The 23,499-nt window shown below is 67.1% G+C and carries 19 protein-coding genes; 10 read left to right on the top strand and 9 right to left on the bottom strand.

The window, feature by feature from the left end; all coding sequences use genetic code 11:
• Positions 1–82: 82 nt before the first annotated feature.
• The gene (locus ACFW6D_RS26585) at positions 83–928 is read left to right on the top strand and encodes a neutral zinc metallopeptidase (protein ID WP_379332481.1); all 846 of its coding nucleotides are present in this window, start codon (positions 83–85) and stop codon (positions 926–928) included.
• Positions 928–2,070, top strand: coding sequence for a neutral zinc metallopeptidase (locus tag ACFW6D_RS26580; protein ID WP_379332479.1), 1,143 nt, complete (start codon positions 928–930; stop codon positions 2,068–2,070). Before ACFW6D_RS26585 ends, ACFW6D_RS26580 begins: the two co-directional genes overlap by 1 nt.
• A gap of 125 nt (positions 2,071–2,195) precedes the next feature.
• Here ACFW6D_RS26580 and ACFW6D_RS26575 read toward each other — a convergent pair whose 3' ends face one another.
• Both ACFW6D_RS26575 and ACFW6D_RS26570 read right to left on the bottom strand, forming a co-directional pair.
• Positions 2,196–3,473: an ammonium transporter gene (locus ACFW6D_RS26575; RefSeq protein ID WP_379332477.1), complete on the bottom strand. Its 1,278-nt coding sequence runs from the start codon at positions 3,471–3,473 to the stop codon at positions 2,196–2,198.
• Between the two features lie 66 nt (positions 3,474–3,539).
• A complete protein-coding gene (locus ACFW6D_RS26570; protein WP_379332475.1) occupies positions 3,540–4,364 on the bottom strand; it encodes a hypothetical protein in 825 nt (274 codons plus the stop codon).
• Between the two features lie 445 nt (positions 4,365–4,809).
• Here ACFW6D_RS26570 and ACFW6D_RS26565 point away from each other — a divergent pair, with 445 nt between their 5' ends.
• From ACFW6D_RS26565 to ACFW6D_RS26555, 3 genes are all read left to right on the top strand, one after another.
• Positions 4,810–7,302: a DNA polymerase III subunit gamma and tau gene (locus tag ACFW6D_RS26565; protein WP_379332473.1), complete on the top strand. Its 2,493-nt coding sequence runs from the start codon at positions 4,810–4,812 to the stop codon at positions 7,300–7,302.
• A gap of 189 nt (positions 7,303–7,491) precedes the next feature.
• The gene (locus ACFW6D_RS26560) at positions 7,492–8,706 is read left to right on the top strand and encodes an acetyl-CoA C-acetyltransferase (RefSeq protein ID WP_379332471.1); all 1,215 of its coding nucleotides are present in this window, start codon (positions 7,492–7,494) and stop codon (positions 8,704–8,706) included.
• Between the two features lie 40 nt (positions 8,707–8,746).
• Positions 8,747–10,909, top strand: a complete 2,163-nt coding sequence (locus tag ACFW6D_RS26555; RefSeq protein ID WP_379332469.1) for a 3-hydroxyacyl-CoA dehydrogenase NAD-binding domain-containing protein — start codon at positions 8,747–8,749, stop codon at positions 10,907–10,909.
• A 52-nt stretch (positions 10,910–10,961) separates the two neighbouring features.
• Here ACFW6D_RS26555 and ACFW6D_RS26550 read toward each other — a convergent pair whose 3' ends face one another.
• Complete coding sequence (locus tag ACFW6D_RS26550; RefSeq protein ID WP_379238185.1) at positions 10,962–11,327, bottom strand: cupin domain-containing protein; 366 nt, start codon at positions 11,325–11,327, stop codon at positions 10,962–10,964.
• Between the two features lie 129 nt (positions 11,328–11,456).
• Positions 11,457–12,194, bottom strand: coding sequence for a hypothetical protein (locus ACFW6D_RS26545; protein ID WP_379332467.1), 738 nt, complete (start codon positions 12,192–12,194; stop codon positions 11,457–11,459).
• Between the two features lie 132 nt (positions 12,195–12,326).
• On the opposite strand from ACFW6D_RS26545, the gene ACFW6D_RS26540 reads away from it, so the two are divergent.
• Both ACFW6D_RS26540 and ACFW6D_RS26535 read left to right on the top strand, forming a co-directional pair.
• Entirely contained in the window at positions 12,327–13,409 is a 1,083-nt protein-coding gene (locus ACFW6D_RS26540) for an esterase-like activity of phytase family protein (RefSeq protein ID WP_379332465.1), read from the top strand.
• Between the two features lie 146 nt (positions 13,410–13,555).
• Complete coding sequence (locus ACFW6D_RS26535) at positions 13,556–17,095, top strand: protein kinase (protein ID WP_379332463.1); 3,540 nt, start codon at positions 13,556–13,558, stop codon at positions 17,093–17,095.
• Between the two features lie 26 nt (positions 17,096–17,121).
• Here the strand turns inward: ACFW6D_RS26535 and ACFW6D_RS26530 are convergent, their stop codons facing one another.
• Both ACFW6D_RS26530 and ACFW6D_RS26525 read right to left on the bottom strand, forming a co-directional pair.
• Entirely contained in the window at positions 17,122–18,438 is a 1,317-nt protein-coding gene (locus ACFW6D_RS26530; RefSeq protein WP_379332461.1) for a class I SAM-dependent methyltransferase, read from the bottom strand.
• Entirely contained in the window at positions 18,435–19,874 is a 1,440-nt protein-coding gene (locus tag ACFW6D_RS26525; RefSeq protein ID WP_379332459.1) for an FAD-binding oxidoreductase, read from the bottom strand. Before ACFW6D_RS26525 ends, ACFW6D_RS26530 begins: the two co-directional genes overlap by 4 nt.
• A 180-nt stretch (positions 19,875–20,054) precedes the next feature.
• Here ACFW6D_RS26525 and ACFW6D_RS26520 point away from each other — a divergent pair, with 180 nt between their 5' ends.
• A complete protein-coding gene (locus tag ACFW6D_RS26520; protein ID WP_379332457.1) occupies positions 20,055–20,489 on the top strand; it encodes an SRPBCC family protein in 435 nt (144 codons plus the stop codon).
• A gap of 12 nt (positions 20,490–20,501) precedes the next feature.
• Here the strand turns inward: ACFW6D_RS26520 and ACFW6D_RS26515 are convergent, their stop codons facing one another.
• The 3 genes from ACFW6D_RS26515 to ACFW6D_RS26505 are packed head-to-tail and all read right to left on the bottom strand — an operon-like array spanning position 20,502 to position 22,300.
• Positions 20,502–20,852 carry a VOC family protein gene (locus ACFW6D_RS26515; protein ID WP_379332455.1) on the bottom strand — a complete coding sequence of 117 codons (351 nt, stop codon included), beginning with the start codon at positions 20,850–20,852 and terminating at the stop codon, positions 20,502–20,504.
• On the bottom strand, positions 20,852–21,679 hold the full coding sequence (locus ACFW6D_RS26510) for a MerR family transcriptional regulator (protein ID WP_379332453.1): 828 nt from the start codon (positions 21,677–21,679) through the stop codon (positions 20,852–20,854). The genes ACFW6D_RS26515 and ACFW6D_RS26510 overlap by 1 nt, the downstream gene beginning before the upstream one ends.
• Before the next feature lie 45 nt (positions 21,680–21,724).
• On the bottom strand, positions 21,725–22,300 hold the full coding sequence (locus ACFW6D_RS26505) for a hypothetical protein (RefSeq protein WP_379332451.1): 576 nt from the start codon (positions 22,298–22,300) through the stop codon (positions 21,725–21,727).
• Positions 22,301–22,462: 162 nt separating this feature from the next.
• Here ACFW6D_RS26505 and ACFW6D_RS26500 point away from each other — a divergent pair, with 162 nt between their 5' ends.
• The gene (locus tag ACFW6D_RS26500; RefSeq protein ID WP_379332449.1) at positions 22,463–22,807 is read left to right on the top strand and encodes a YbaB/EbfC family nucleoid-associated protein; all 345 of its coding nucleotides are present in this window, start codon (positions 22,463–22,465) and stop codon (positions 22,805–22,807) included.
• Positions 22,807–23,415: a recombination mediator RecR gene (gene recR, locus ACFW6D_RS26495; protein ID WP_379332447.1), complete on the top strand. Its 609-nt coding sequence runs from the start codon at positions 22,807–22,809 to the stop codon at positions 23,413–23,415. The genes ACFW6D_RS26500 and recR overlap by 1 nt, the downstream gene beginning before the upstream one ends.
• The last annotated feature ends 84 nt before the right edge of the window (positions 23,416–23,499 follow it).

Genomic DNA, 23,499 nt, shown 5'->3' with positions numbered 1-23,499 from the left:
ATACCGGCCGCCGCCGATGCCCTACGGTCCGCCGGGTCGGCCGACTCCACCGCCTCGTAAGCGCGGCGGCGGCTTCACCTCAGTGATCCTGCTTCTGATCTTCCTGCTGGTCGGCGGCCTGGTGAAGTACGCCGTCAACACCGGCATCGACCTCGGGATCGGCGGCATCGGCCCGAAACCGACCACCACCTACAACCCTGAGACCGCCACCGCTCCCGCCGCTACCGGCGACAACCCGCTGCTCACCGACTCCGACGGCACCCTGGTCCCCGCTTCGTGCGACTACGCGCCGTGGGGCACCCAGGTCGACAAGGCCCGCGCCTTCTTCGAGTCGGCCGCGACCTGCCTCGAATCGGCGTGGAAGCCGCTGCTGGCGGAGAACAACCTGCCCTTCGAGTCGCCGACGTTGAGCGTCACCGCGACCACCGACGGCATCACCACCCCCTGCACCGGCTCGACGACCAACTTCGCCGCCTTCTACTGCCCGGCGAACAAGACCATCTACATGCCGATCAGCCAGCTGCAGACCGAGCAGTTCCGCGACAACTGGGTCGTGTACCTCTCGGTGTTCGCGCACGAGTACGGCCACCACGTGCAGGCCCAGTCAGGCATCCTGCGCAAGGCCAACAGCGAGCGCGTCGACGCGGGCGCCCGCTCGGCCAAGGGCCTCGAGCTCTCGCGCCGAGTCGAGCTGCAGGCCAACTGCTTCGACGGCATGTTCATCGCCTCCTCGAAGGGCGGCGGTTCGCTCACGTCGTCGCAGGTCACGGTTGCTACCAAGGATTCCTACGGTCGCGGAGACGGTCCCGGTGACATGCGCGACCACGGCACCGCCGAGCACGGTGGACAGTGGTTCGAGACCGGCCTCAACCGCAATCTGACCGCCCAGTGCAACACCTTCACGGTCTCCGCCAGCGAAGTGAATTGATGTCACAACCGCCCGGCTATGGGCCGTACGGGCCGCCGGGCTACCCGCCGCAGCAGCCCTATGGGTATCCGCCGCAGTACCAGCAGCCGATGCCGCCGCCTTACGGTCGGCCGATGCCGCCACCGTATGGCAGGCCGTTGCCACCGCCGTACGGCTACGCGTCGCAGGGGTATCCGCCGCCGCGTCGGGGTGGATCGGGGGCGGGCGGGGTCGTTTTGACGGTGTTGACCGTGTTCGGTGTCATCGGGCTGCTGGTGGCCGCGGTGACCCTGTCCGATCAGAGCTCGCCCGGGACCGTCGCGAAGACGACGCCGCCGAGTTTCACCTACAGTTCGAATCCCCCCGCGCCGACGACCGCGCCTACCACCGCACGCGTCACCACCACCGCGCGCACCACCTCGCCGACAGCGACCAAACCCGCGGGGCCGCAACCTGTTATCGCCCTCGGCCAGCATCCGCTGTTCAAGAACGACAACGTCGGCCTGTCGAATATGGACTGTGACCTGCCGCGCTGGTCGACTGCCGCGACGGTGGCCAAGGCGTTCTTCGCGGCGGCGCAGGTCTGCCTCGATCAGATGTGGCGGTCGAATCTGGCTGCCGCGAATCTGCCGTTCAAGAGCCCGGGTCTGGTTGTCGCCGAACAACCTTCGGAGTTGTCATCACCGTGTGGTAGCGCCACCAGCGACGCGTTCTATTGCAGCGCGTCGAGCACCATCTACATGTCGACCGAGGGTCTGGTCCTGCACAACACCCCGTATCCGCCGATGGAGGCGCTGTCGGTGTACGCGCACGAGTACGGCCATCACGTCCAGGGGCTCACCGGCCTGCTGCAGGCCTCGTCGAATCAGCGTCGCGAGCAGGGCACGATGTCGGCGGGCGGGCTCGAGACTTCACGGCGAATGGAGTTGCAGGCCAGCTGTTTCGGCGGCATGTACATCGGTTCGTCGGAAGCGGGCGGGTCGTGGACCTCGCAGGAGGGCTACGCGGCGGTGAAGCACAACTACAACCGCGGTGACGGCAACGGCCGCCACCGCGATCACGGCACCCCTGACCACAACGGCAATTGGTACAACCACGGCTACCTGAAGAATCGCAACTTCGAGTGCAATACGTGGTTGGCCCCCGCCGACGAGGTCAGCTAGCTGCTGTTCCGCCACTCCGCGTATTCAGGCCGGGCTCGTGTGCCACACCGGCAGCGTTGGCGGCCGCCGGTGTGGTGGGGAGTGGGTTAGTCCGTGCCCGGTGAGTTACCCATGTTCTTGCGAGATCACTGGCCGTAGTGGCCTTCGCCGAAGCGCCTAGGTGAACTGCCGTGTACCCCTTCGGCATACGCGGTTTCGGCGTGGAGGGCGAAGTCGATGCCCGCGGTTTCGTCTTCCTTGCTCACGCGGAAGCCGATGATCTTGTCGATGCCCTTGCCGAGTACCCACGAGACCGTGAAGGCGTAGGCCGCGACCACGAGTACCGCGACGAGCTGCTTGCCGAGTTGGGCGAAGCCGCCGCCGTAGAGCAGGCCGTTCACGCCGCCGGTCATCACCTGGGTGGCCAGCAGGCCGATCAGGATCGTGCCGACGATGCCGCCGACGAAGTGCACGCCGACCACGTCGAGCGAATCGTCATAGCCCGCTTTGTGTTTCCAGCCGACCGCGAACGCGCACACCACGCCGGCGGCGAGTCCGACGATCACCGAGCCCATCGTGTTGATGACACCGCAGGACGGGGTGATCGCGACCAGGCCTGCGACGACACCGGAGGCGGCGCCGAACGTGGTCGGCCGACCGTCGCGGATCTGCTCGACGATGAGCCAGCCGAGCATGCCGAGACTGCCCGCCACCAGCGTGTTCAGGAAAACCGCCGCCGCGGTGCCGGTGGCGCCGAGCGCCGAACCCGCGTTGAAACCGAACCAGCCGAACCACAGCAGACCCGCGCCGAGCAGCACGAACGGCAGGTTGTGCGGACGCATCGCGTCGATGTTGAAGCCGATCCGCGGCCCGAGCACCAGCGCCAGCGCCAAGGCCGAAGCGCCGGAAGCGATCTCGACCACCAGGCCGCCCGCGTAGTCGAGCGCGCCGAAGTTCAGCAGCCAGCCGTCGGGTCCCCACACCCAGTGCGCGATCGGCGCGTACACCGCCAGCGTCCACAGCGGCACGAACACCATCCAGCCCGCGAACTTGGCGCGATCGGCGATGGCGCCCGAGACCAGGGCGGCGGTGAGGATCGCGAATGTCAGCTGGAAGGTGACGAACAGCAGCTCCGGAATCGTGCCGCGGACGGAGTCGGGGTTGATCCCGGCCAGGCCGAAGTGCTCGAGATTGCCGATCAGACCGCCGCCCGCGTCGTCGCCGAACGCGAGGCTGTAGCCGGCCACCAGCCAGACCACGGTGACCAGCGGGATCGCGATGAAGCTCATCATCAGCATGTTCAGCACGCCGGTCGAGCGCACCATCCCGCCGTAGAAAACGGCCAGTGCGGGCGTCATCAACAGCACCATGGCGGTGGCCGCGAGTAGCCAAGCAGTGGCCGCGGGGTCGATCGTTGCGGGCACGGTAACTCCTTTCACGCGTGAGTGCGTCGCGAGAAAGTTACCGAATGCTCACACCCGGTATCTGCGTTAGGCCCGGTTTTCCTTGGCCAGTGCCCGTGTGCCGCGCTTGCCGGGAACGGGCAGGTCATCGCTGTCGGCCAGCCATTCGGCGGTGGTGAGCCACCGGCGCTGGGCGTGCACGTCGGCCACGTCGAAGAACAGGCGACGGCCTCGATCGTCGCGTGCGTCGCGGGCCAGCACCGCCCAGCTCGGCGGCTTGCCCCGGTCGGCGGTGTGTTCGGCGACGAAGCCGGCCACCAGCTTGCCGACCATGTTGACCGGCTTCTGCGAGACCCGATTGCCGTACTTGGTGGTGTGCCAGCGCCGCGCCGGACACAGCGAACCGGGGCTGGCGTTCGAGGCGATCCAACCCGCTCGTTGCGCGCGTTCGATGAGCCACAGATGCTTCACCGCCGACGGCGCGATCTCACCGACCCGTTCGGCGATGAGCTCGCAGACCTCGGCGTCGGCGAGGATATCGCGCCTGGTCGGTCCGATATTGTGGTCGGTCCAATGCGATGCGGCGAGGCGGGCGAGGATGCGTCCGAACTCGTCGATGCTGCGCTGGGCGCGACGGCCGAGCCGTTCGATCCGCTCGGCCTCGCGGCGCATCTCGTTCTGCGCGGTGAGGGTGCGAATGGCCGCCATCGTCGGCACCTGCCCGCGTTCGAGCAGTTGCAGGATGGCGTCGGCGGTCGCCGGGTCGGCCGCGGCCGCGACGGGTAAGGAGTCGCGTTTGATGTCGAAGTCCTGGGGGCTGATCGCCCGGCTCAGTAGCCCGACCGCGGCGTTGTCGCCTGCGAAGTCGGTGTGGGCCAGCAGAGCGGATGCGATGTCATCACACGACAGCACGGTGAAACGTTCCTCCGGTCGGTGCGGTGGGGGAGCGATCGGTGCGCGAAGGTTGTGCCCCGGTCGGGATGAGGGACCGGCCGGGGTCACCAACCTGATGAAGGTTTGGCCACCGAAGTTGCCGAGATCCACGGTAGCCAGGCACTTGCGCCGCTGTCACGACCATTCATGTTTTCGTTACATCCAGTAAGTGGCCGCCAAGCGGGGAATGGGTTTGCATTCCTGCGGTAACCAGTATCGATCGAAGGTTCGGTGGTGGATTCGCCTCGTGGGCGGCAGTCGATAACTGGACCGTTGCATCTGGGGGCATGCTTTGCCCCTACGCTCCAGACCGTTGAATTCGATGTGATTTGGATCACAACATGGTGACGGCTTCGCTACTGCGCATTGGTGCAGTGCCAGCCGCCGACAAACCCTGTCGGACATCCTCGGTAGCCTGTGGGTCGTGGCTCTGTACCGGAAGTATCGACCGGCGACATTCGCGGAAGTAGTGGGTCAGGAGCATGTCACCGACCCGCTGAGTACAGCGCTGGATACCGGACGGGTCAGCCACGCGTACCTGTTCTCCGGGCCGCGTGGCTGCGGTAAGACCTCGTCCGCCCGGATCCTGGCGCGCTCGCTGAACTGTGTGGACGGGCCTACCTCGACGCCGTGTGGCACGTGTTCGTCGTGTGTGGCGCTCGGGCCCGGCGGCTCGGGCAATCTCGATGTCATCGAGCTCGACGCGGCCAGTCACGGTGGTGTCGACGACACCCGTGAGCTGCGTGATCGTGCCTTCTACGCACCCGCCGAGTCGCGCTATCGGGTGTTCATCGTCGATGAGGCGCACATGGTCACCACGGCCGGTTTCAACGCGTTGCTCAAGATCGTCGAGGAACCGCCCGCGCACCTGATCTTCATCTTCGCCACCACCGAGCCGGACAAGGTGCTGCCGACGATTCGCTCACGCACGCACCACTATCCGTTCCGTCTGCTGCCGCCCGCCACCATGCGCGGACTGCTCGGCAAGATCTGCGAGCAGGAGAACGTGCCGGTCGAAGAGGCGGTGTATCCGCTGGTCATCCGGGCCGGTGGTGGTTCGCCGCGCGACAGCCTCAGCGTGCTCGACCAGCTGCTCGCAGGTGCCGGACCCGACGGTGTCACCTATCCGCGCGCGGTCTCGCTGCTCGGTGTCACCGATGTCGCCCTGATCGACGACGCCATCGACGCGCTGGCCGCCGATGATGGTGCGGCCCTGTTCAATACGGTCGACTCGGTGATGGAGGCAGGCCACGACCCGCGCCGTTTCGCCGTCGACCTTCTCGAACGCCTGCGCGATCTGATCCTGCTGCGCGCGGTCCCCGACGCCGCCGACCGCGGCCTGGTCTCCGGCCCCGGCGACGTCATGGAGCGCATGCGCGACCAGGCCGAACGCCTCGGCCCCGCCACCCTCACCCGCTACGCCGAACTCCTCCACGAGGGCCTCGGCGAAATGCGCGGCGCCACCGCGCCGCGCCTGCTCCTCGAGGTCATCTGCGCCCGCATGCTCCTGCCCTCGGTCTCCGACACCGAGTCCGCAACCCTGCAACGCCTCGAACGCCTGGAACGCGGATTCGCCTCCGGTGCTGTTTCGGCTCCCGCGCGCCCGGGCCCCGCCGCAGGTGAACCGCCTGCCGAACGCCCGTCCTCGCCGTCGTCGAGCGGTGAGAGCCGCCGCCGAGGCGCGGATCTTCTCGCCGCCGTCCTTGCCGAAAAGGAAGCGGCCGCAGGAGGTTCGACGCCACCGCCTCCCGCTCGCCCTGCACCGGCGGCAGAAAACATGCCTGCTCAGGCTGCGCCGGTGGCGGCCGAGGCCCCTGCTGCGCCCGTACAGACCGCGCCACCCGCGCAAGATGCGCCGTCCGCGCAAGCCGAGCGACCCGCGCCGCCCGTGCAGACCGCGCAAGCCGAGCGCCCCATGCCGCCCGCGCAAGCTGCACCGCCCGTGGAAGCCGCGCCGCCCGCGCGAGACGAGCGACCTGTGCCGCCGGTGGAATCTGCGTCGCTCACGCAAGCCGTGCCGTCCGCGCACATGGCAGCGACAGTCCCATCGCCGCCGGAATCCGCTGTGCCCCAAGCGTCTTCGCCTGTCGAGGAATCCGTCGCACAAGCTGCCGACAGCCCACGGCCGACTCCTGCGCCGGTAGAGCCCGTCGATGCGACTCCGGTGGAAGTTGAAGCGCCACAGGTGGAGTCGGCACCGGACGTCCAGTCCGAAGCTGAGGCGGAGGAGCTGCAGGTCAGTGCCGTGCAGGGTTCGGCGGCGACCGAGGATCTGGTCGGGATCGTGGATGCGGCGTGGCCCGAGATCAAGGGTCGGGTACGCGAGTTCGGAGCTACTTTGCAGGCGTTGTTGTCGGGTGCGGCGGTGTCGCGGGTCGACGGCACCACGATCGTGTTCGCGCATCAGAGTCCGCCGTTGGCGCAGCGGTTGTCCGATCCGCGCAATATCGAGGCGGTGCGGTCGGCGGTGCGGGCTGTGCTCGGTCGTGAGCTGGATGTGCGCTGGGAGACCGGCGCGCCCGCACCGCGTCCCGCACCCGCTGCGAAGGCTGGTCCCGCGCGGGCATCGGGGAGTACGGAGACAAAGCCTGCGGGCAGGCCGAAGTTCTCGCGGCCGAGTCAGGCCGGAGGTGGGCAGACGGCGAACCGGGCCAACCGGCCTGCCGACGACGACATTCCGCCGCCCGATTTCCCCGACTTACCCGACGACCCCGGTCCGGACGACTCCTCGGAGTCCCGGTCCGCCGCCGATGCCGCGCGCGCCGCGGCCGTGCTCGGACCGCCTACGCCGGAGGAGGAACGGGAGATGCTGGCCGCCGCCGCGGTGCCGGTGGCCCCTGGTGACCGTCAGGACCCGGACGAGGTGGCTCTGGCGTTGCTGCGTGAACAGTTCGGGGCAAAGAGTCTGGATGGTTGACAGTGGCCGTCCGCACCGCGTTAAGTTAACGGGAGTTCGCACACCACGGTAGTATGAACGGGTGGCCGGGATCGTCGGAAGAGCATGGTTCTATGCTCCGCTGGTGCTTGCCGGGATTTGTACGGCATCGAGGCGAAAGGCCCTGGTGTTCGTGCGGCCACCGCACCCCAAGGAAGGAAACACTCCGATATGACCACAGAGGCCTACATCTACGAGGCCATCCGCACTCCGCGCGGCCGCGGCAAGAAGAACGGCTCGCTGCATTCGGTCAAGCCGATCGATCTGACTGTTGGTCTGATCCAGGAGCTGCGTAACCGTTTCCCTGACCTCAACGAGGATCAGATCTCCGACGTCATCCTCGGTGTTGTCACCCCTGTCGGTGACCAGGGCATGGACATCGCCCGCACCGCGGTCACTGCGGCCGGCCTTCCCGACACCGTCGGTGGCTTCCAGCTCAACCGCTTCTGCGCCTCGGGCCTCGAGGCCGTGAACCTGGCTGCGCAGAAGGTTCGCTCGGGCTTCGACGATCTGGTGATCGCCGGTGGCGTCGAGTCGATGTCGCGCGTGCCGATGGGCTCCGACGGCGGTGCGTGGGCGCTGGACCCGGCCACCAACTACGACGGCTACTTCGTGCCCCAGGGCATCTCGGCCGACCTGATCGCCACCATCGAGGGCTTCACCCGCGATGACGTCGACGCCTACGCCGTGCGTTCGCAGGACCTGGCCGCCGCGGCGACCACCGGCGGCTACTTCGCCAAGTCGATCGTGCCCGTCAAGGACATCAACGGCCTGGTCGTGCTCGACAACGACGAGCACATGCGCCCCGGCACCACCGCCGCCGACCTCGGCAAGCTGAACCCGGCCTTCGCCGGCATCGGCGAGATGGGTGGCTTCGACGCGGTCGCACTGCAGAAGTTCACCTACATCGAGAAGATCAACCACGTCCACCACGGTGGCAACAGCTCGGGCATCGTCGACGGCGCCGCCCTGCTGCTGATCGGTTCGGAGGAGGCCGGTAAGGCTTCCAACATGACCCCGCGTGCGCGCGTCGTCGCGACCGCCACCTCGGGTGCCGACTCGACCATCATGCTGACCGGCCCCACCCCGGCCGCCAAGAAGGCGCTGGCCCTGGCCGGTCTGACGATCGAGGACATGGACCTCGTCGAGATCAACGAGGCCTTCGCCTCGGTGGTGCTGAAGTTCCAGAAGGACCTGAACGTCCCGGACGAGAAGCTGAACGTCAACGGTGGCGCGATCGCGATGGGCCACCCGCTGGGTGCCACCGGCGCGATGATCACCGGCACCGTGCTCGACGAGCTGGAGCGTCGCAACGGCCGCTACGGCCTGATCACGCTGTGCATCGGTGGCGGCATGGGTGTTGCCACCATCATCGAGCGCGTCTGATACCCGGCCGAACACTTCTCACAGGAGAGAACGAAAACTTATGACTGACAACATCATCGGCTGGGAGAAGGACGCCGACGGCGTGGTCGTCCTCACCATCGACGACCCCAGCCAGGGCGCCAACACGATGAACGACGCGTACATCACCTCGATGGCCGCCACCGTTGATCGCCTCGAAGCAGAGAAGGACGACATCACCGGTGTCGTCATCACCTCCGGCAAGAAGACCTTCTTCGCCGGTGGCGACCTGAAGAACATGATGCAGGTCGGCCCGGACAACGCGGCCGAGGTCGCCGAGATGCTCAACGGCGTCAAGGGCCCGCTGCGTCGCCTCGAGCAGCTCGGCAAGCCCGTCGTCGCCGCGATCAACGGTGCCGCCCTCGGTGGTGGCCTCGAGATCGCGCTGGCCACCCACCACCGCATCGCGGCCGACGTCAAGGGTTCGGCCATCGGCCTGCCCGAGGTGTCGCTGGGCCTGCTGCCCGGTGGCGGCGGCGTGACCCGTGTGACCCGCATGATCGGTCTGCAGAACGCGCTGATGCAGGTGCTGCTGCAGGGTCAGCGTCACCGCGTGACCAAGGCCAAGGAAATCGGCCTGATCGACGAGGTCGTGTCCTCGGTCGACGAGCTGCTGCCCGCCGCCAAGGCGTGGATCGCGGCCAACCCCGAAGCGGCGCAGCCGTGGGACAAGAAGGGCTACCGGATCCCCGGCGGCACCCCGTCCACCCCGGCCTTCGCGGCGAACCTGCCCGCGTTCCCGGCCAACCTGCGCAAGCAGATCAAGGGCACCAACATGCCCGCCCCGCGCGCCATCATGGCCGCGGCGGTCGAGGGCGCGCAGGTCGACATCGACAACGCGCTGGACATCGAGGGTCGTTACTTCATCAGCCTGCTCACCGGGCCGGTCGCGAAGAACATGATCCAGGCGTTCTTCTTCGACCTCAACCACATCAACGGTGGCGGCTCGCGTCCGTCGTTCGAGGATGTGCCCAAGCGTGAGATCAAGAAGATCGGCGTCGTCGGCGCGGGCATGATGGGCGCGGGCATCGCCTACGTCTCCGCGAAGGCCGGCTACGAGGTCGTCCTCAAGGACGTCAAGCTCGAGGCCGCTGAAAAGGGCAAGGCGTACTCCGAAGCCATCGAGGCCAAGGCGCTTTCGCGTGGCAAGACCACCCCGGAGCGCTCGGCTGAGCTGCTGGCTCGCATCACCCCGACCGCGGACGCCGCCGACTTCAAGGGCGTCGACTTCGTGATCGAGGCCGTGTTCGAGAACCCGGACCTGAAGAACAAGGTCTTCCAGGAGATCGAGGACATCGTCGAGCCCGACGCGCTGCTCGGCTCCAACACCTCGACCCTGCCGATCACCCTCCTGTCGGAGGGTGTGAAGCGGTCCGAGGACTTCATCGGCATCCACTTCTTCTCCCCCGTGGACAAGATGCCGCTGGTCGAGATCATCAAGGGCGACAACACCTCCGACGAGGCGCTGGCCCGCGTGTACGACTACACCCTGGCGATCAAGAAGACCCCGATCGTGGTCAACGACAGCCGTGGCTTCTTCACCTCGCGCGTGATCGGCACCTTCATCAACGAGGCGATCTCGATGGTGAAGGAAGGCGTCGACCCGTCGACCGTCGAGCAGGCCGGTCTGCAGGCCGGTTACCCGGCCGCGCCGCTGAAGCTGAGCGACGAGCTCAACTTCACGACCATGCAGAAGATCTCCAAGGAGACTCAGGCCGCGCTGATCGAGGCGGGCCAGGAGGATCAGATCAACGCTGCCGCCAAGGCGTCGTCGGAGGTCATCAACAAGATGGTCGACGAGTTCGACCGCAAGGGCAAGGCGGGCGGCGCCGGTTTCTACGACTACGTAGACGGCAAGGCCACCGGCATCTGGGAAGGTCTGCGCGAGACCTTCAACTCCAGCCGTGAGCTCCCCGAGGGTGTCACCTTCCAGGACCTCAAGGACCGGATGATGTTCGCCGAGGCCATCGAGACCCAGAAGTGCTTCGACGAAGGCGTGCTCACCAGCACCGCCGACGCGAACATCGGCTCGATCTTCGGCATCGGCTTCCCGGCCTGGTCGGGCGGCTCGCACCAGTTCATCGTGGGCTACCCCGGCGGCCAGGAGGCCTTCGTGGCCCGTGCCGACGAGCTGGCCGCGAAGTTCGGCTCGCGCTTCGAGGTTCCGGCCTCGCTGCGCAAGTAAGTCTGTAGTTCGGCAGCGCCCGTCACCTCGTCGAGGTGGCGGGCGTTCGCCGTTATCGGGGCTTGGCGTAGTCGGCGTAGCCCTGCCAGTCGAGCACTACGCACGGCTCGTCGCCGACGACCCAGGCGTCGTGGCCGGGCGGGGCGATCATAACGTCGCCGGGGCCGTATTCCTGTTTCTCACCGTCGTCCATCTGGACCACGAGGTGCCCGGACAGGCAGTAGCCGATGTGCGGTGCTAGACAGCTGTCGGTGCCCGCGATCGGCTTCACGTGCTCACTCCATCGCCAACCGGGTTCGAAGACGGCGCGCCCGACCGGGCCGCTTTCGACGTTGACCAGGTCGAGTCGACCTTTACCTTGCTCGAACGGCCGGGTTTCCTCGGGCGCGTCGAAACTCATGCGTACCAGCGCGGACATGACATCTCGCTTCTGCTCGGATGGTGAGCAGTCGCGTCGTGGTCCACCGCGGAGAAGTCAAGCACGGCCCACAGCCGAGCCCACCGAAGCACCAATTCTTCGCCGATCGGGGACGACGCGCAAGGGCCGCTAGCGGAAGCCGATCGCACCGACGATGTCGCCGTGGCGGTAGCGCAGGTACTTCTCGACGAGGGCCGCGTCGACGGCGGACGTCGCGGTCACCAGGGTGATCACCACGAACTCCTTGGACGAACTCGCCTTCCACTTGCCGGTCTCGAAGTCGTCGATCATCCCGACGGCGCGCACGTTCAGATCCTTTTCCTCGATCTTGTCGGCCGACGACTCCGCTGCGGCCGTGTCCTTCATCCCGAGCACGAACTGGGTGATCTTCACGGCTCCGCTCTCGGCCGTCAGCAGCATCTCGCTGGCGTACTGACATCCGAACCCGGTGAGCTTGCCGCCCTTCTCGACCGGTGCGCAGTTCTTGTGATCGCGCCCCTCGACCCAGTCGGCATGCATCTGGACGTCGCCGAGCTTGAAGTTCCACGGCCCCTCGTAGTCCGCGTAACCCAACTGCGCCCCGGCCTTGGGCTTCGACGTGGTCGTCGTCGGTTTTCCGGTGGTGGTCGACGACGGCTTACCCGTCGCCGACGCCGCCACCGCCGAACCCGCAACGCCCTTACCAGCGGATACGAGCAGCCCGGCACCGACGATCAGCCCGGCGATCAGCACCAGCACGATGACGATCCACCCGGCATTCGACTTCTTCGGCGGCGGCCCGAGCGGCGGGATCTCCTGCGCGTATGCCGCAGGCTGCTGCGGCTGCCCCCAGGCCGCCGGATCCTGCTGTCCGTGTGGATACATCATGACCAACCCCCCTTTTCACCCCGACGGCCCCGAGCCCGCCCGGTTCATGCCATCGACCCTACTTTGTGTACGAACCGACAGTTCGGACGGTGTTAACCCTGGGGTGTGCTCGGGTGGATAGCGTTGCGGCCCATGGGACGTCGGGTAGCCGCGGTGATTTTCGGTGCGATGGTGGTCGGGGTGAGCGCGCCAGGGGCGGTGGCCGATCCCGGCGTCCGGGTGCTGGGGGAGCAGGTTGTCGCGCGCGACCTGGACTTTCAGGGGACCGTCGTCGGCGGGTTGTCGGGGATCGACTACCTGGCCGATAGCGGGGAATACGTGTTGATCAGTGATGATCGATCGGAGAAGGGGCCTGCTCGGACGTACACGGCTCGGATTCCGGTGGGGGAGACAGGGATCGGTCCAGTGAGCTTCACGGGCACGTCCCCGCTGCGACGTGCCGACGGGACCGTGTATCCGCCGAAGTCGGTGGATCCGGAAGACATTCGGGTGGACCCGTGGACGGGCGACTACTTCTGGACGCAGGAAGGTGAACGGGCCGGGGGCGTGCTCGCGGATCCGTCGGTGCGCGTCGCGCGGGCCGACGGCGGCTTTGTCGCTGAGCTGCCGATTCCGGAAAACGAACGGATGCAGCCTGATTCGGGTCCACGCCAGAATCAGGCCCTCGAAGGGGCGACGTTCGCGGCCGGTGGCGCGTTGTTCGTGACCGCGCTGGAAGGGCCGTTGCTCCAGGACGGCCCAGGCGCGACAACGACGGCGGGGGCGACAACGCGGATCACCGTGCAGGCCAGGTTCGGACCGGTGCTGGCGCAGTACGCGTATCCGCTGGAGCCGGTGTTCGCCGAGTCGTACCCGGAACCGGGTCAGTCGAGCAATGGCGTCACCGCGATCCTCGCCAACGACGCGCTCGATCCGTCGCGATTCCTGGTGGTGGAACGGGCTTTCGCCAAGGGCGTCGGCAACCGCGTTCGGATCTTCGAGATCGACACCGCGGCCGCGAGCAATGTGCTCGACACGCCGATCGCGGGTGCTCGCCCGGTCGCGAAACGGCTGGTCGCCGACTTGGCGGACCTCGGGATCGAGGCCGTCGACAATATCGAAGCGATGACGTGGGGCCCGCGCCTGCCCTCGGGTGAACGCACATTGGTGCTGGTCGCGGACAACAACTTCGCCGCCGAACAGCGCACCCAGGTGATCGCGCTCGCGGTGCGCTGAGTTCCGGTTCGGACAACCGTTGCCGCCACAGCGTCGAATCTCCACCCGATAGATGCCGGATCGCGCTAGCTTGGATATGTGCGGTGATGTCGATTCCGCATACCGACCGAAACGCCGGTGACGCCGATTTCTCGAGAGGTGGTCACATGGATCCGGAACCGACGCGTATGCAGCGCGGGCTCTCCGAGGCGGCGCCGGTGGGGCTGAATACGCAGCGGACGAAGGCGCCGGGGGAGCCCGATGAGGTCGTGGTCGCCGAGTTGGACGAGATGGGGCTCACCGCCGCAAAGGAGATCGGCCGGGGCGGGTTCGGTGTTGTGTACCGGGCTTTACAGCCGGCGCTGGATCGGGTCGTCGCGGTGAAGGTGCTGTCGTCGGAGATCGATGTGGAGAGCCGGGAGCGGTTCCTGCGCGAGGAACAGGCGATGGGCAGGCTGTCGGGGCACCCGAACATCGTCGATATTCTGCAGGTCGACGTGACCGAGACCGGACTCCCGCTGATCGTGATGCCGTACTGCTCGCGCGGCTCGCTCGAACGCCTCATTCACGATCGCGGCCCGCTGACCTGGTCGGATACGTTGCGCGCCGGGGTGAAGCTGGCGGCGGCGATCGAGTCGGCGCATCGGGCGGGGATCCTGCACCGGGACGTGAAACCGGCCAACGTGTTGATCAGCGGCTACGGCGAACCACAGCTCACCGACTTCGGCATCGCCCGCATCCCCGGCGGTTTCCAGACGTCGAGCAGCCTGATCACCGGGTCGCCTGCGTTCACGGCGCCGGAGGTGCTCAGGGGCAACGAACCGACCGTGCAGTCTGATATTTACGGACTCGGCGCGACCCTGTTCGCCCTGCTCACCGGCCATGCCGCCTTCGAACGGCACGCGGGCGAGAAGGTGGTCGCCCAGTTCCTGCGCATCACCACCCAGCACGTCCCCGACCTGCGCGCCCAGGACATCCCCGGCGACGTCGCCGCGGTGATCGAACGGGCCATGTCGCCCGAGCCGACCGACCGGCCCGCCACCGCCTACGAATTCGGCGAACTCCTGCGCGAGGTCCAACGCGCCCACGGCCAGATGCCCGACGAAATGGCGTTGCTCGACGCCGAGGAGGCCACCGACGACGCACCGGAGGTCCTGCAATCGGTCACCGGCCGCCGCAGTTGGCCGCTGACCCTGCAGCCCGCGGGCGCCTCGGTGCCCATGCCGAATACGACCACCGGCACCCTGCCGCCGACCGCGGCCACCAAGTTCCGCCCGCCGACTCCCGCTCGGGAACCCTTTCCCCGCCAGCGCCTGCTCGACGTGCTGCGCGAGGGTGGCGAGCGCCGACTCGCCCTGATCCACGCGCCCGCCGGTTTCGGCAAGAGCACCGTCGCCACCCAGTGGCGCGCGGACCTGGCCACCCGCGATATCCCGGTGGCTTGGCTCGGCGTCGACCAGGACGACGACAGCGAGATCTGGTTCCTCGCCCACCTGATCGAGGCCATCCGCCGGGTGCGCCCCGACGTCGGCACGGGCTTGGAGCAGGTCCTGGAGGAGCGTCCCGCCGACGCCGTCGCCTACGTGATCGCCACCCTGATCGATGAGATCCACGCCAGCGGGCAACCGGTGGTGGTCGTGGTGGACGACTGGCACCGCGTGCGCGACCCCGGCGTGCAGCGTGCGATGGCGACCCTGCTCGACAACGGTTGCCACCACGTGCGTTTCGTCATCACCAGTCGCGATCAATCCGGTTTGCCGATCAGCAGGTTGCGGGTGCGCGACGAACTGGTGGAGCTGGATGCCGCCGCGCTGCGGCTCACCGAATCGGAGACCCGGCAGATTCTGGTGGAGCGCAACGGTTTCGCGCTCACCGACGAGCAGGTCGAGCAGATCCACACCGCGACCGATGGATGGCCCGCCGCGATCCAGTTGGTGAGTCTGACGCTGCGCGGGAAGTCCGATCCGGCGCAGTTGCTGAGTTCGCTCGCCGAGGGTGGGCACGGGATGCGCGAGTACCTGGCCGAGAATGTGCTGGACGCGCTGGCGCCGGAACAGCTGGAGTTCCTGATGGCGATTTCGGTGGTCGAGCGGGTGAACGGGTCCCTCGCGGGGGCGCTCGCCGAGGTCACCGATGGTGCGGCGCTGCTGCAGAAGGCGGAGCAGCGTGAGCTGTTCCTGCACCGGATCCAGCACGATCCGGAGTGGTATCGGATGCAACCGCTGTTCGCCGAGCATCTGCGTGCCCGGCTCGAACGCGAGCATCCCGGCCGTTCGAAAGCGCTGCACCGCAAGGCTGCTCGCTGGTACGCCGAGCATCAACTGTTGCGCAAGTCGGTGGATCACGCGGTGGCAGCGACCGATCTCAAACTCGCCGCTGACCTGCTCGAAAGTGGTGGCATGGATCTGATCGACGGGTCCCGTCTCGCCACGCTGCTCGGCAGTGTCTCGAAACTGCCTGTGCAGCAGGTGACATCACGGTCGAAGCTGTTGATGGCGGTGGCCAGGGCGAATATGAACATGCAGCAGACCGGAACCGCCCGCAGCGCGCTCGGCAGGCTCTCGAACCTGCTGGCCCGCAGTGCGCCCGGCGAGCCGGAGGTGTCCGAACAGCGTTGTGTGGCAACGGTCTTGGACGCTGCCGACCGGGTAGCCCACGACAACACCGCCGAGGTGGCCGACAGTTTGACCGCGGTGCTGAAAGCGCCCGGCGATCTGCCTGCCTGGGCGGTGTCGACCGCCGCCAACCTGATGTCGTTCGTTCGGCTGTGCGAGTTCGATTTCGACGCGGTGACCGAGCTGCAGGACTGGGCCGCCGGTTATCACGCGCAGTCGAAGGACCCGCTCGGTCCGGTGTTCGGTCTCTGCGCGCTGGGTGACGCCGCCTACGAGCAGCTCGATATCGGCGTCGCCACCACCTGTTTCGAGCAGGCTTACGCGACGGCGCGCGCCAGGGCGGGCCCGCGCTCGGACGCCGCCCGTGTCGCAGCGGCCCTGCTGGGTGAATTGGCTTATCGCCGTGGCGATCTGGCGACGGCCGATCGGTTACTCGACGAGAGTCACGAGCTGGTGACCAGGGTCGGCCCCGTCGACTTCCTGATCGCGACCTTCGTGATCGGGGCAAGGGTGAAGGCCGCGCTCGGTGACCAGTACACGGCCTCGGCACGCCTCGACGAGGGTGCGCGCGTGGCCGCGGAGAACGGGCTGGCGCGCCTGGACGCTCATGTGCGGGCCGAACGGTCCAGGCTCGGATTCCCCACCGGCGCCGACAATTTGACCCCTGATGCCTCCGGTAATGGGGCGCGCAGCAAGAAGGGTGCCGCCGCGCTGATCGCCGAGGCGCGCGCGATCGCCGATATCCGGGTCCTGCTGGCCGAACAGCGGCTGCGCGCCGACGATCGCGCCGCCCGCCACGCCAGGGTGATCTACGCGAACACACTCGAACAAGCGCGTCCCCGTGCGGAATTGGACTCGACGCTGCTGCTCGCGGAGTGCCTGGCGTCGGCCGGGTGGGTCGGGGAAGCGACCGGGCTGGTGCTGCCGGTCCTGCGCACCTGCGCCGATCTGGGCTGGACCAGACCGCTGCTGGACGCGGGGCCGGGTGTTGTCGGCCTGCTGCACGTATTGCGCACGCAATCTCACGACGGCCGACAACACCCGATCCTGCAGGACCTACCTGGCCACTTCCTAGACGAACTACTGCAGTAATTCTGGCGGCTGGCGCCGCGGACAGACTACGGCGTCCACCACGGGCGTAGCGGGACGTCCCAGGTGCCGTTCTCGTCCAGTTTCACGCCGAGTACGTGGTGCAGCTGGATCACGTTGCGCTGGAAGCCGAGTCGGCAGCCCGCCATGTACAGGCCCCACACCTTCGCGGTGCCCTCGCCGACCTCGGCGACCGCCTCGTCCCAGTTGGCGACCAGGTTCTTGCACCATTCGTGCAGCGTGAGGGCGTAGTGCTCGCGCAGGTTCTCCTCGTGCAGCACTTCGAGACCCACGTTCTGGATATCGGAGATGATGCGCCCGGAGCCGATCAGCTCACCGTCGGGGAAGACGTAGCGGTCGATGAAGTCGCCCGCCTTGGTGGTGCGGGTGTTGTCGTGGCGGGTGATGCAGTGATTGAGGAACAGGCCGCCCACCCGCAGCTTGTCCTTGATGTAGCCGAAGTAGAACGGGTAGTTGTGCACGCCGATGTGCTCGGTGAGGCCGATCGAGGAGACCGCGTCGAATTCGCCCTCGGGGATGTCTCGGTAGTCGCTGTGCCTGACCTCGGCGAACTCACCGAGACCTTCCTCGGCGATCTTCTGCTGGGCCCAGGCGGCCTGCTCGGCCGACAGCGTCGCCCCGATCACCTTCACGCCACGTCGTGCCGCGTAGCGGACCATGCCGCCCCAGCCGCAGCCGATGTCGAGCAGGCGGTCGCCTTCCTTCAGCCGCAGCTTGTCGAAGATCAAGCGGTACTTGTTCTCCTGCGCCTGCTCGAGGGTCCAGTCCTCGTCGCCGTACACCGCGCAGGTGTAGGTCATCGACGGGCCGAGGACGTACTCGTAGAACTTGTTGGAGACGTCGTAGTGGTGGTGGATCGCCTCGGCATCGCGAGTCTTGGAGTGGCGCAGGCCTTCCAGCGCGATCCGGCGCCAGCGCGGCAGCGTCTCCTGCGGCGGGGGCGCGATCGGCTTGAGCCGCTCCCAGCCCAGCGAGCGGGCGATGGTGACCAGCGACAGCGCCGAAGGACGATGGAACTTCATGTCCTGCATGGCTTTCAAGATGTCGTACGGGTCACCGGGGTGTACGCCGTCGGCGATCATGTCGCCGGCGATGTAGGCCCGTGCCATCCCGAGGTCGCCGGGGGCCCCTGCCAGGTAGTTGATGCCGCGCGGGGTCTTGATGTCGAGGGTGTAGGGCGCGCCCTCCGGGCCGGTGGCGCTGCCGTCGTAGGCCGTGACGCGGACGGGGATGTCACCGTCTACCAGGCTTTCGACGACCTCGGCGATATTGAGCCGGGTGCCCAGCTCTGCCAATACCTCGGATCGGTCCTTGAATGTCGTCACTTGCGTTGCACCGCCTTCGAATACAGATTCAGCAGTCGTTGGTCCGGGTCGTAACGGGTCTTCAGTTCGGAATAGGTGTCGCCGCCGTAGAGCTCGGCGAACTCGGCCTCGTCGTAGTAGGAGTCCGAGTAGAGCGATTTGTGCCCGTCGAACGCGGACACGATCTTCTCGATCGCGCGGTTGGCCGCCCCTTCCGGTTGACCTCGCTCGGTCGGCACCGCCGACCAGAATCCGACATTGACGTAGGTGCGCTGTGGTTCGAGCGGATACAGCGGCCACGGACGGGCACCGTCCGTCGACGCGTCGTCGGTCGCACGCAAGCGCAATGGGCACAACCAGATCGGCTCGATCGGTATTTCCCGCAGGAACCATTCGACGAAGTCGGCGGTGTGCTGCACCGGCACCTCGATGTCCTGCACGACGCGTTCCTGCGGGGGTTTGCCCTTGCGGGCCTGCCTGCGGTCATCGATGTGGTACTTGCGATCGAGGGCGACCAGTTTCCAGTAGAAACTGCTGCGCCGGTGCGACTTCGGCCAGAGCTTACGGATCTTCGGGTTCTGAGCGCCGAAGGCGCGCGAGCACCAGAACCAGTCGGTGTCCCAGCGCCACAGGTAATCGTGGATGGTCAGCCTGTCGCGTTTCACCCCGTCGGCGTGCTGCAGGGAGCGGTAGAAGATGTCCATGCCGGTGTAGTCGCTGACCGGGCCCGGTTCGTCTGTCTTGCGGCCCAGGGTCAGGTAGCTCTCGCCGGCGCTGAACACGACACCGTCGATGTAGTCGACATCTTCACTGTCGTAACGGCGTTCGACGACGATGCGGTCGAGTTCGGCTTCCAGTTCGCGCAGGTCGTGGAAGCGCACATGGCGCAGTTCCACGAACGGCAACACGGGCTCGAGCTCGATCTTCAGCCGCACGGAGTATCCGAGAGTGCCGTAGGAGTTGGGGAAGCCGTGGAACAGGTCGGCGTGCTCGCCGTCCGGTGTCGCGGTGATGATCTCGCCGGAGCCGGTCAAGATGTCCATTTCCAGCACGGATTCGTGCGGGAGACCGTTGCGGAACGAGGTCGATTCGATGCCGAGACCGGTCACTGCGCCGCCCAGCGTGATGGTCTTGAGCTGGGGAACCACCAGCGGCGCCAGACCGTAGGGGAGGGTGGCCGCCACCAGGTCCTCGTAGGTGGTCATGCCCGCCACGTCGGCCGTGCGGGCCTGCGGATCCACCGCGATCACCTGCCCGAGGCCGGACACGTCGAGGCCGGGCGCGGTGGTTGCCGCCCTGGCCCGGAACAAGTTCGATGTCTTCTTCGCCAGCCGGACGACGGCACCGGGTGGGATGGCGCGATAGCTTTCCAGCAGTCGCTCCACGCCCGCTCGATGCGCGGCATATCCGGACTCGCGTGCGGCCGGTTCGTGACCAGCCCTACCCAAAAGACTCACTGCCACCCCTTTGACGCTAGTACGACGCCGTCCACCGGGCCACCGGATACTTGCGCGCCGCGACAAAATGTCACGCACATGTTCCCGCGCCGCCCCAACCTGGTCGGGAGAACCGGTCGGAGACAAGGCAGGATGTAACCCGGTCGAGATATATCGCCACCCCCCAGCAAGGAGTCAACAGTGGGACAGGTCAGCGCCAGCAGTTCGATCGTCGTCGCCGCGGATCCGCAGCGCACACTCGCAGCGATCGGCGACTACGAGACGATTCGGCCGCGCATTCTTTCCGCGCATTACCGCGACTACAAGGTCATCGAGGGTGGTCAGGGTGCGGGCACCGTGGCGGAGTGGACGCTGCAGGCCACCGAGAAGCGCTCACGCAACGTGCGCGCGACCGTGACGGTGTCGGGTTCGACCCTCACCGAAACCGACGCCAACTCCTCGATGGTGACCACCTACACCGTCACCCCCGACGGCACCGGCTCGAAGGTCACCGTCGAGACCAGCTGGAAGGGTGCGGGCGGCATCGGCGGCATCTTCGAGGGCATCTTCGCCCCGCTCGGCCTGAAGAAGATCCAGGCCGAGGTGCTGGGCAACCTCTCGCGCGAACTGGCCTGAGCCGGTCGCAGGTCAGGCCTTGCCGATGTCGAAGAGATTTCCTTCGGGGTCGGCGAGGGTTGTCCACTGCATGCCGTACTCGTCGAAATCGGCGATGTGCTTGGCACCCAAGCTGATTGCGCGCTCGATGTAGTCCAGTGACTGCGCGGACGCGAAATCCAGGTGGACGACGTTCTTGCCGGGGTTCTTGTCCCCGACCTTGATGAACATCAGCAGCGGGGTGGCGCCCGCGGACTTGCCGACGGTCGCGAAGAACTCCGCTCCCCCCGGATCGACGGTCGTGTCCATCAGCTGGGCGTAGAACTCGGCCAGGCCTGCGGCGTTGTCGCAGTCGATCGTCACATTTGCCAGGGCGATGGTCATCAGATCTCTCCTTCGGTGATCGGCCAGCACACTTCGGTGCGGTAGGTGGCCGGGTTGTCGGTGATGTCCGGGCCCACGAGGTAGCGCTCGCGGACCGGTTGGTCGGGCAGGGTGTCGCCGTGCTCGGCGACATAGCTGCCGAGTGCGCCGTAGGTGCGGTCGAAGTCTTCGAACGGGCCGTCGTGTACCGCCACGGCGAAATGGCTGGCCGGGAATTCGACGACCGCGAAAGCGCCGGTGGGTACGAGCTCCGCACCGGCGGGCAATGGCACGAACGCGGTGACCACGCCGTTGTCGTCGGTGAAGAACTCGTTCGAATACATCGCGCCCGCAACGCCTCCCGGGCTGACACCTGACTCGAGCAGGGTGGTGTACAGCCCCTCGAACGCGGTGCCGCACCATTCGGCGATGTCCGTGCGCTCGACCTCGTGGGTAAATGTGAGCGCCGTGAACGCCGGCTCGATCCGATAGTCGACCTCGATCGGCGGCGGCGGCGCCGTGAGCAGGGCACGCAGCGAGACCACCACCTCGCGGGTGCGATCCAGGGCCGCCTCCATCCTGACCAGATGGGCCCGCAGCGCGGTATCCCGTTCGGCGGGATCGGCCGCCGCGAGCACGGTGCGTATCTCGGGGAGCGGCATCTCCAGGTCGCGCAGGCGACGGATGAGATGCGCCCGTTCCACCTGCTCGGTGGAATATCGGCGGTAACCGGTGCTCGCGTCCACCGTGGCAGGCTCGAGTAGCTCGATCTCGTGGTAGTACCGCAGCGTCTTGACGCTCAGATGGGTGAGGCGGGCGAACTCGCCGATCGCCACGGTTGCTGTCATGCGGTCCAGAAAACACCTTCCAGCCAGTGGAGGGTCAAGAAATAGTTACGCGGGCGCCAAAACGAAGGCGGCCAGCAGCGGCCACGCGCCCTCGCGCCACCACGAATAGCCGAACCAGACGCCCGGGGTCACCTCGCGGATCTCGTCGTAGACCTGCGGGGTGGGCGACGGCGCGTAGTTCAGCGCCCAGGTCGGACCGCCGTCGAGGATCGACGATGCGCGATAGACGTCGGCCGGGAACGCCTCGATCCCGGCGCCGGTGACCCGGTTGGTCAACGAGCCGCCATCGGGCCCGGTGCGGAACACCTTGCCGATCCACAGCGCAGGCGCGACCGCCTCGAGTTGCGGCGGTCGGGTCACCCAGCCGTTGGTGAGGCCCGACGCGACAGCGCCCGCGGACGAGTCGCGGTAGATCTGGTCCTGCTGGGTGACATCGCACCGGAAGCGCAACGAATCGATGGTCGCCGCCCGATTGCCGGGATCGAGCACGCAGCCGTTCCCGTAGTCGACGATCCCGGCCCCGGAATCGGCCGATACGGCGGCAGGTGGGAGAAGAAGCAGGCTGGCGACACAGGCGCACAGAGCTGACGCCGACGTCAGCCGCCCACGGGATGCATTCATCGGATCTCCTAGAGATTGCTGAACCATTGCCCGACCTGCCTCGATCGTATGCCCGAACGCGCAGCAGAGCCATCCCTTCAGCAACCGATCTACGCGACTAAGCTGGCAACCCCCAGGGCCGAAACCTCGCGGCCCCGGCCGCCAATCAACACAGGAGTGTTTGTGCAACCCGGTGATGGTCAATTCGATATGCAGGCTTTGCTTGCCCAGGCTCAGCAGATGCAGCAGGCCGTGATGCAGGCGCAGGCCGAGCTCGCCGAGACCGAGGTGACCGGTCAGGCCGGCGGCGGTCTGGTGCAGGCCACGATCAAGGTGAGCGGTGAGGTGAGCGCGCTGACGATCGACCCGAAGGTGGTCGATCCGACCGATGTCGACGGTCTGCAGGACCTGGTCATCGGTGCGATCAACGACGCGATGGCCAATGCGCAGCAGCTCGCGGCCGAGCGCCTCGGCCCGCTGTCGCAGGGTCTCGGTGGCGGTTCGATGCCCGGTCTGCCCGACTTCTGATGTATGAGGGGCCGGTACAGGATCTGATCGACGAGCTGGGCAAACTGCCCGGCGTCGGTCCGAAGAGCGCACAGCGCATCGCTTTTCATCTGCTGGCGGTGGAGCCGCCGGATATCGACCGGCTGCAGGCCGCCCTGCAGAAGGTGCGCGACGGCGTGCAGTTCTGCGTGTCGTGCGGCACCGTCGCCGATGGTGAGCTGTGCCGGATCTGTGCCGACCCGCGCCGCGACCGCACGATGATCTGTGTGGTCGAGGAACCCAAGGATGTGCAGGCGATCGAGCGCACCCGCGAGTTCCGTGGTCGCTACCACGTGCTCGGTGGTGCGCTCGATCCGCTCAGTGGCGTCGGGCCCGATCAGCTGCGGATCAGGGAGCTGCTCACCCGCATCGGTAATCAGGAGGACGGCATCGATGTGAGCGAGGTGATCATCGCGACCGACCCGAATACCGAGGGCGAGGCGACGGCCACCTATCTTGTGCGGATGCTGCGCGATTTCCCCGGGCTCACCGTCACGCGGTTGGCTTCGGGGCTGCCGATGGGTGGCGACCTGGAATTCGCCGACGAACTGACCCTCGGACGGGCACTGTCGGGCAGACGAGCGCTGTAGGGCTCACGCGGGCGCGGTAGGCCTGACGCGGGCGCGGTAGGGCTGACGACCAGCAGCGTTGAAGTTGCCGCCGGTCGGACCGCG

The organism is Nocardia sp. NPDC058705 (genome assembly GCF_042749305.1).
GTDB lineage: Bacteria > Actinomycetota > Actinomycetes > Mycobacteriales > Mycobacteriaceae > Nocardia.
The sequence above is the reverse complement of the archived record's forward strand: the minus strand, read 5'-3'. Positions and strand labels throughout refer to the sequence as shown.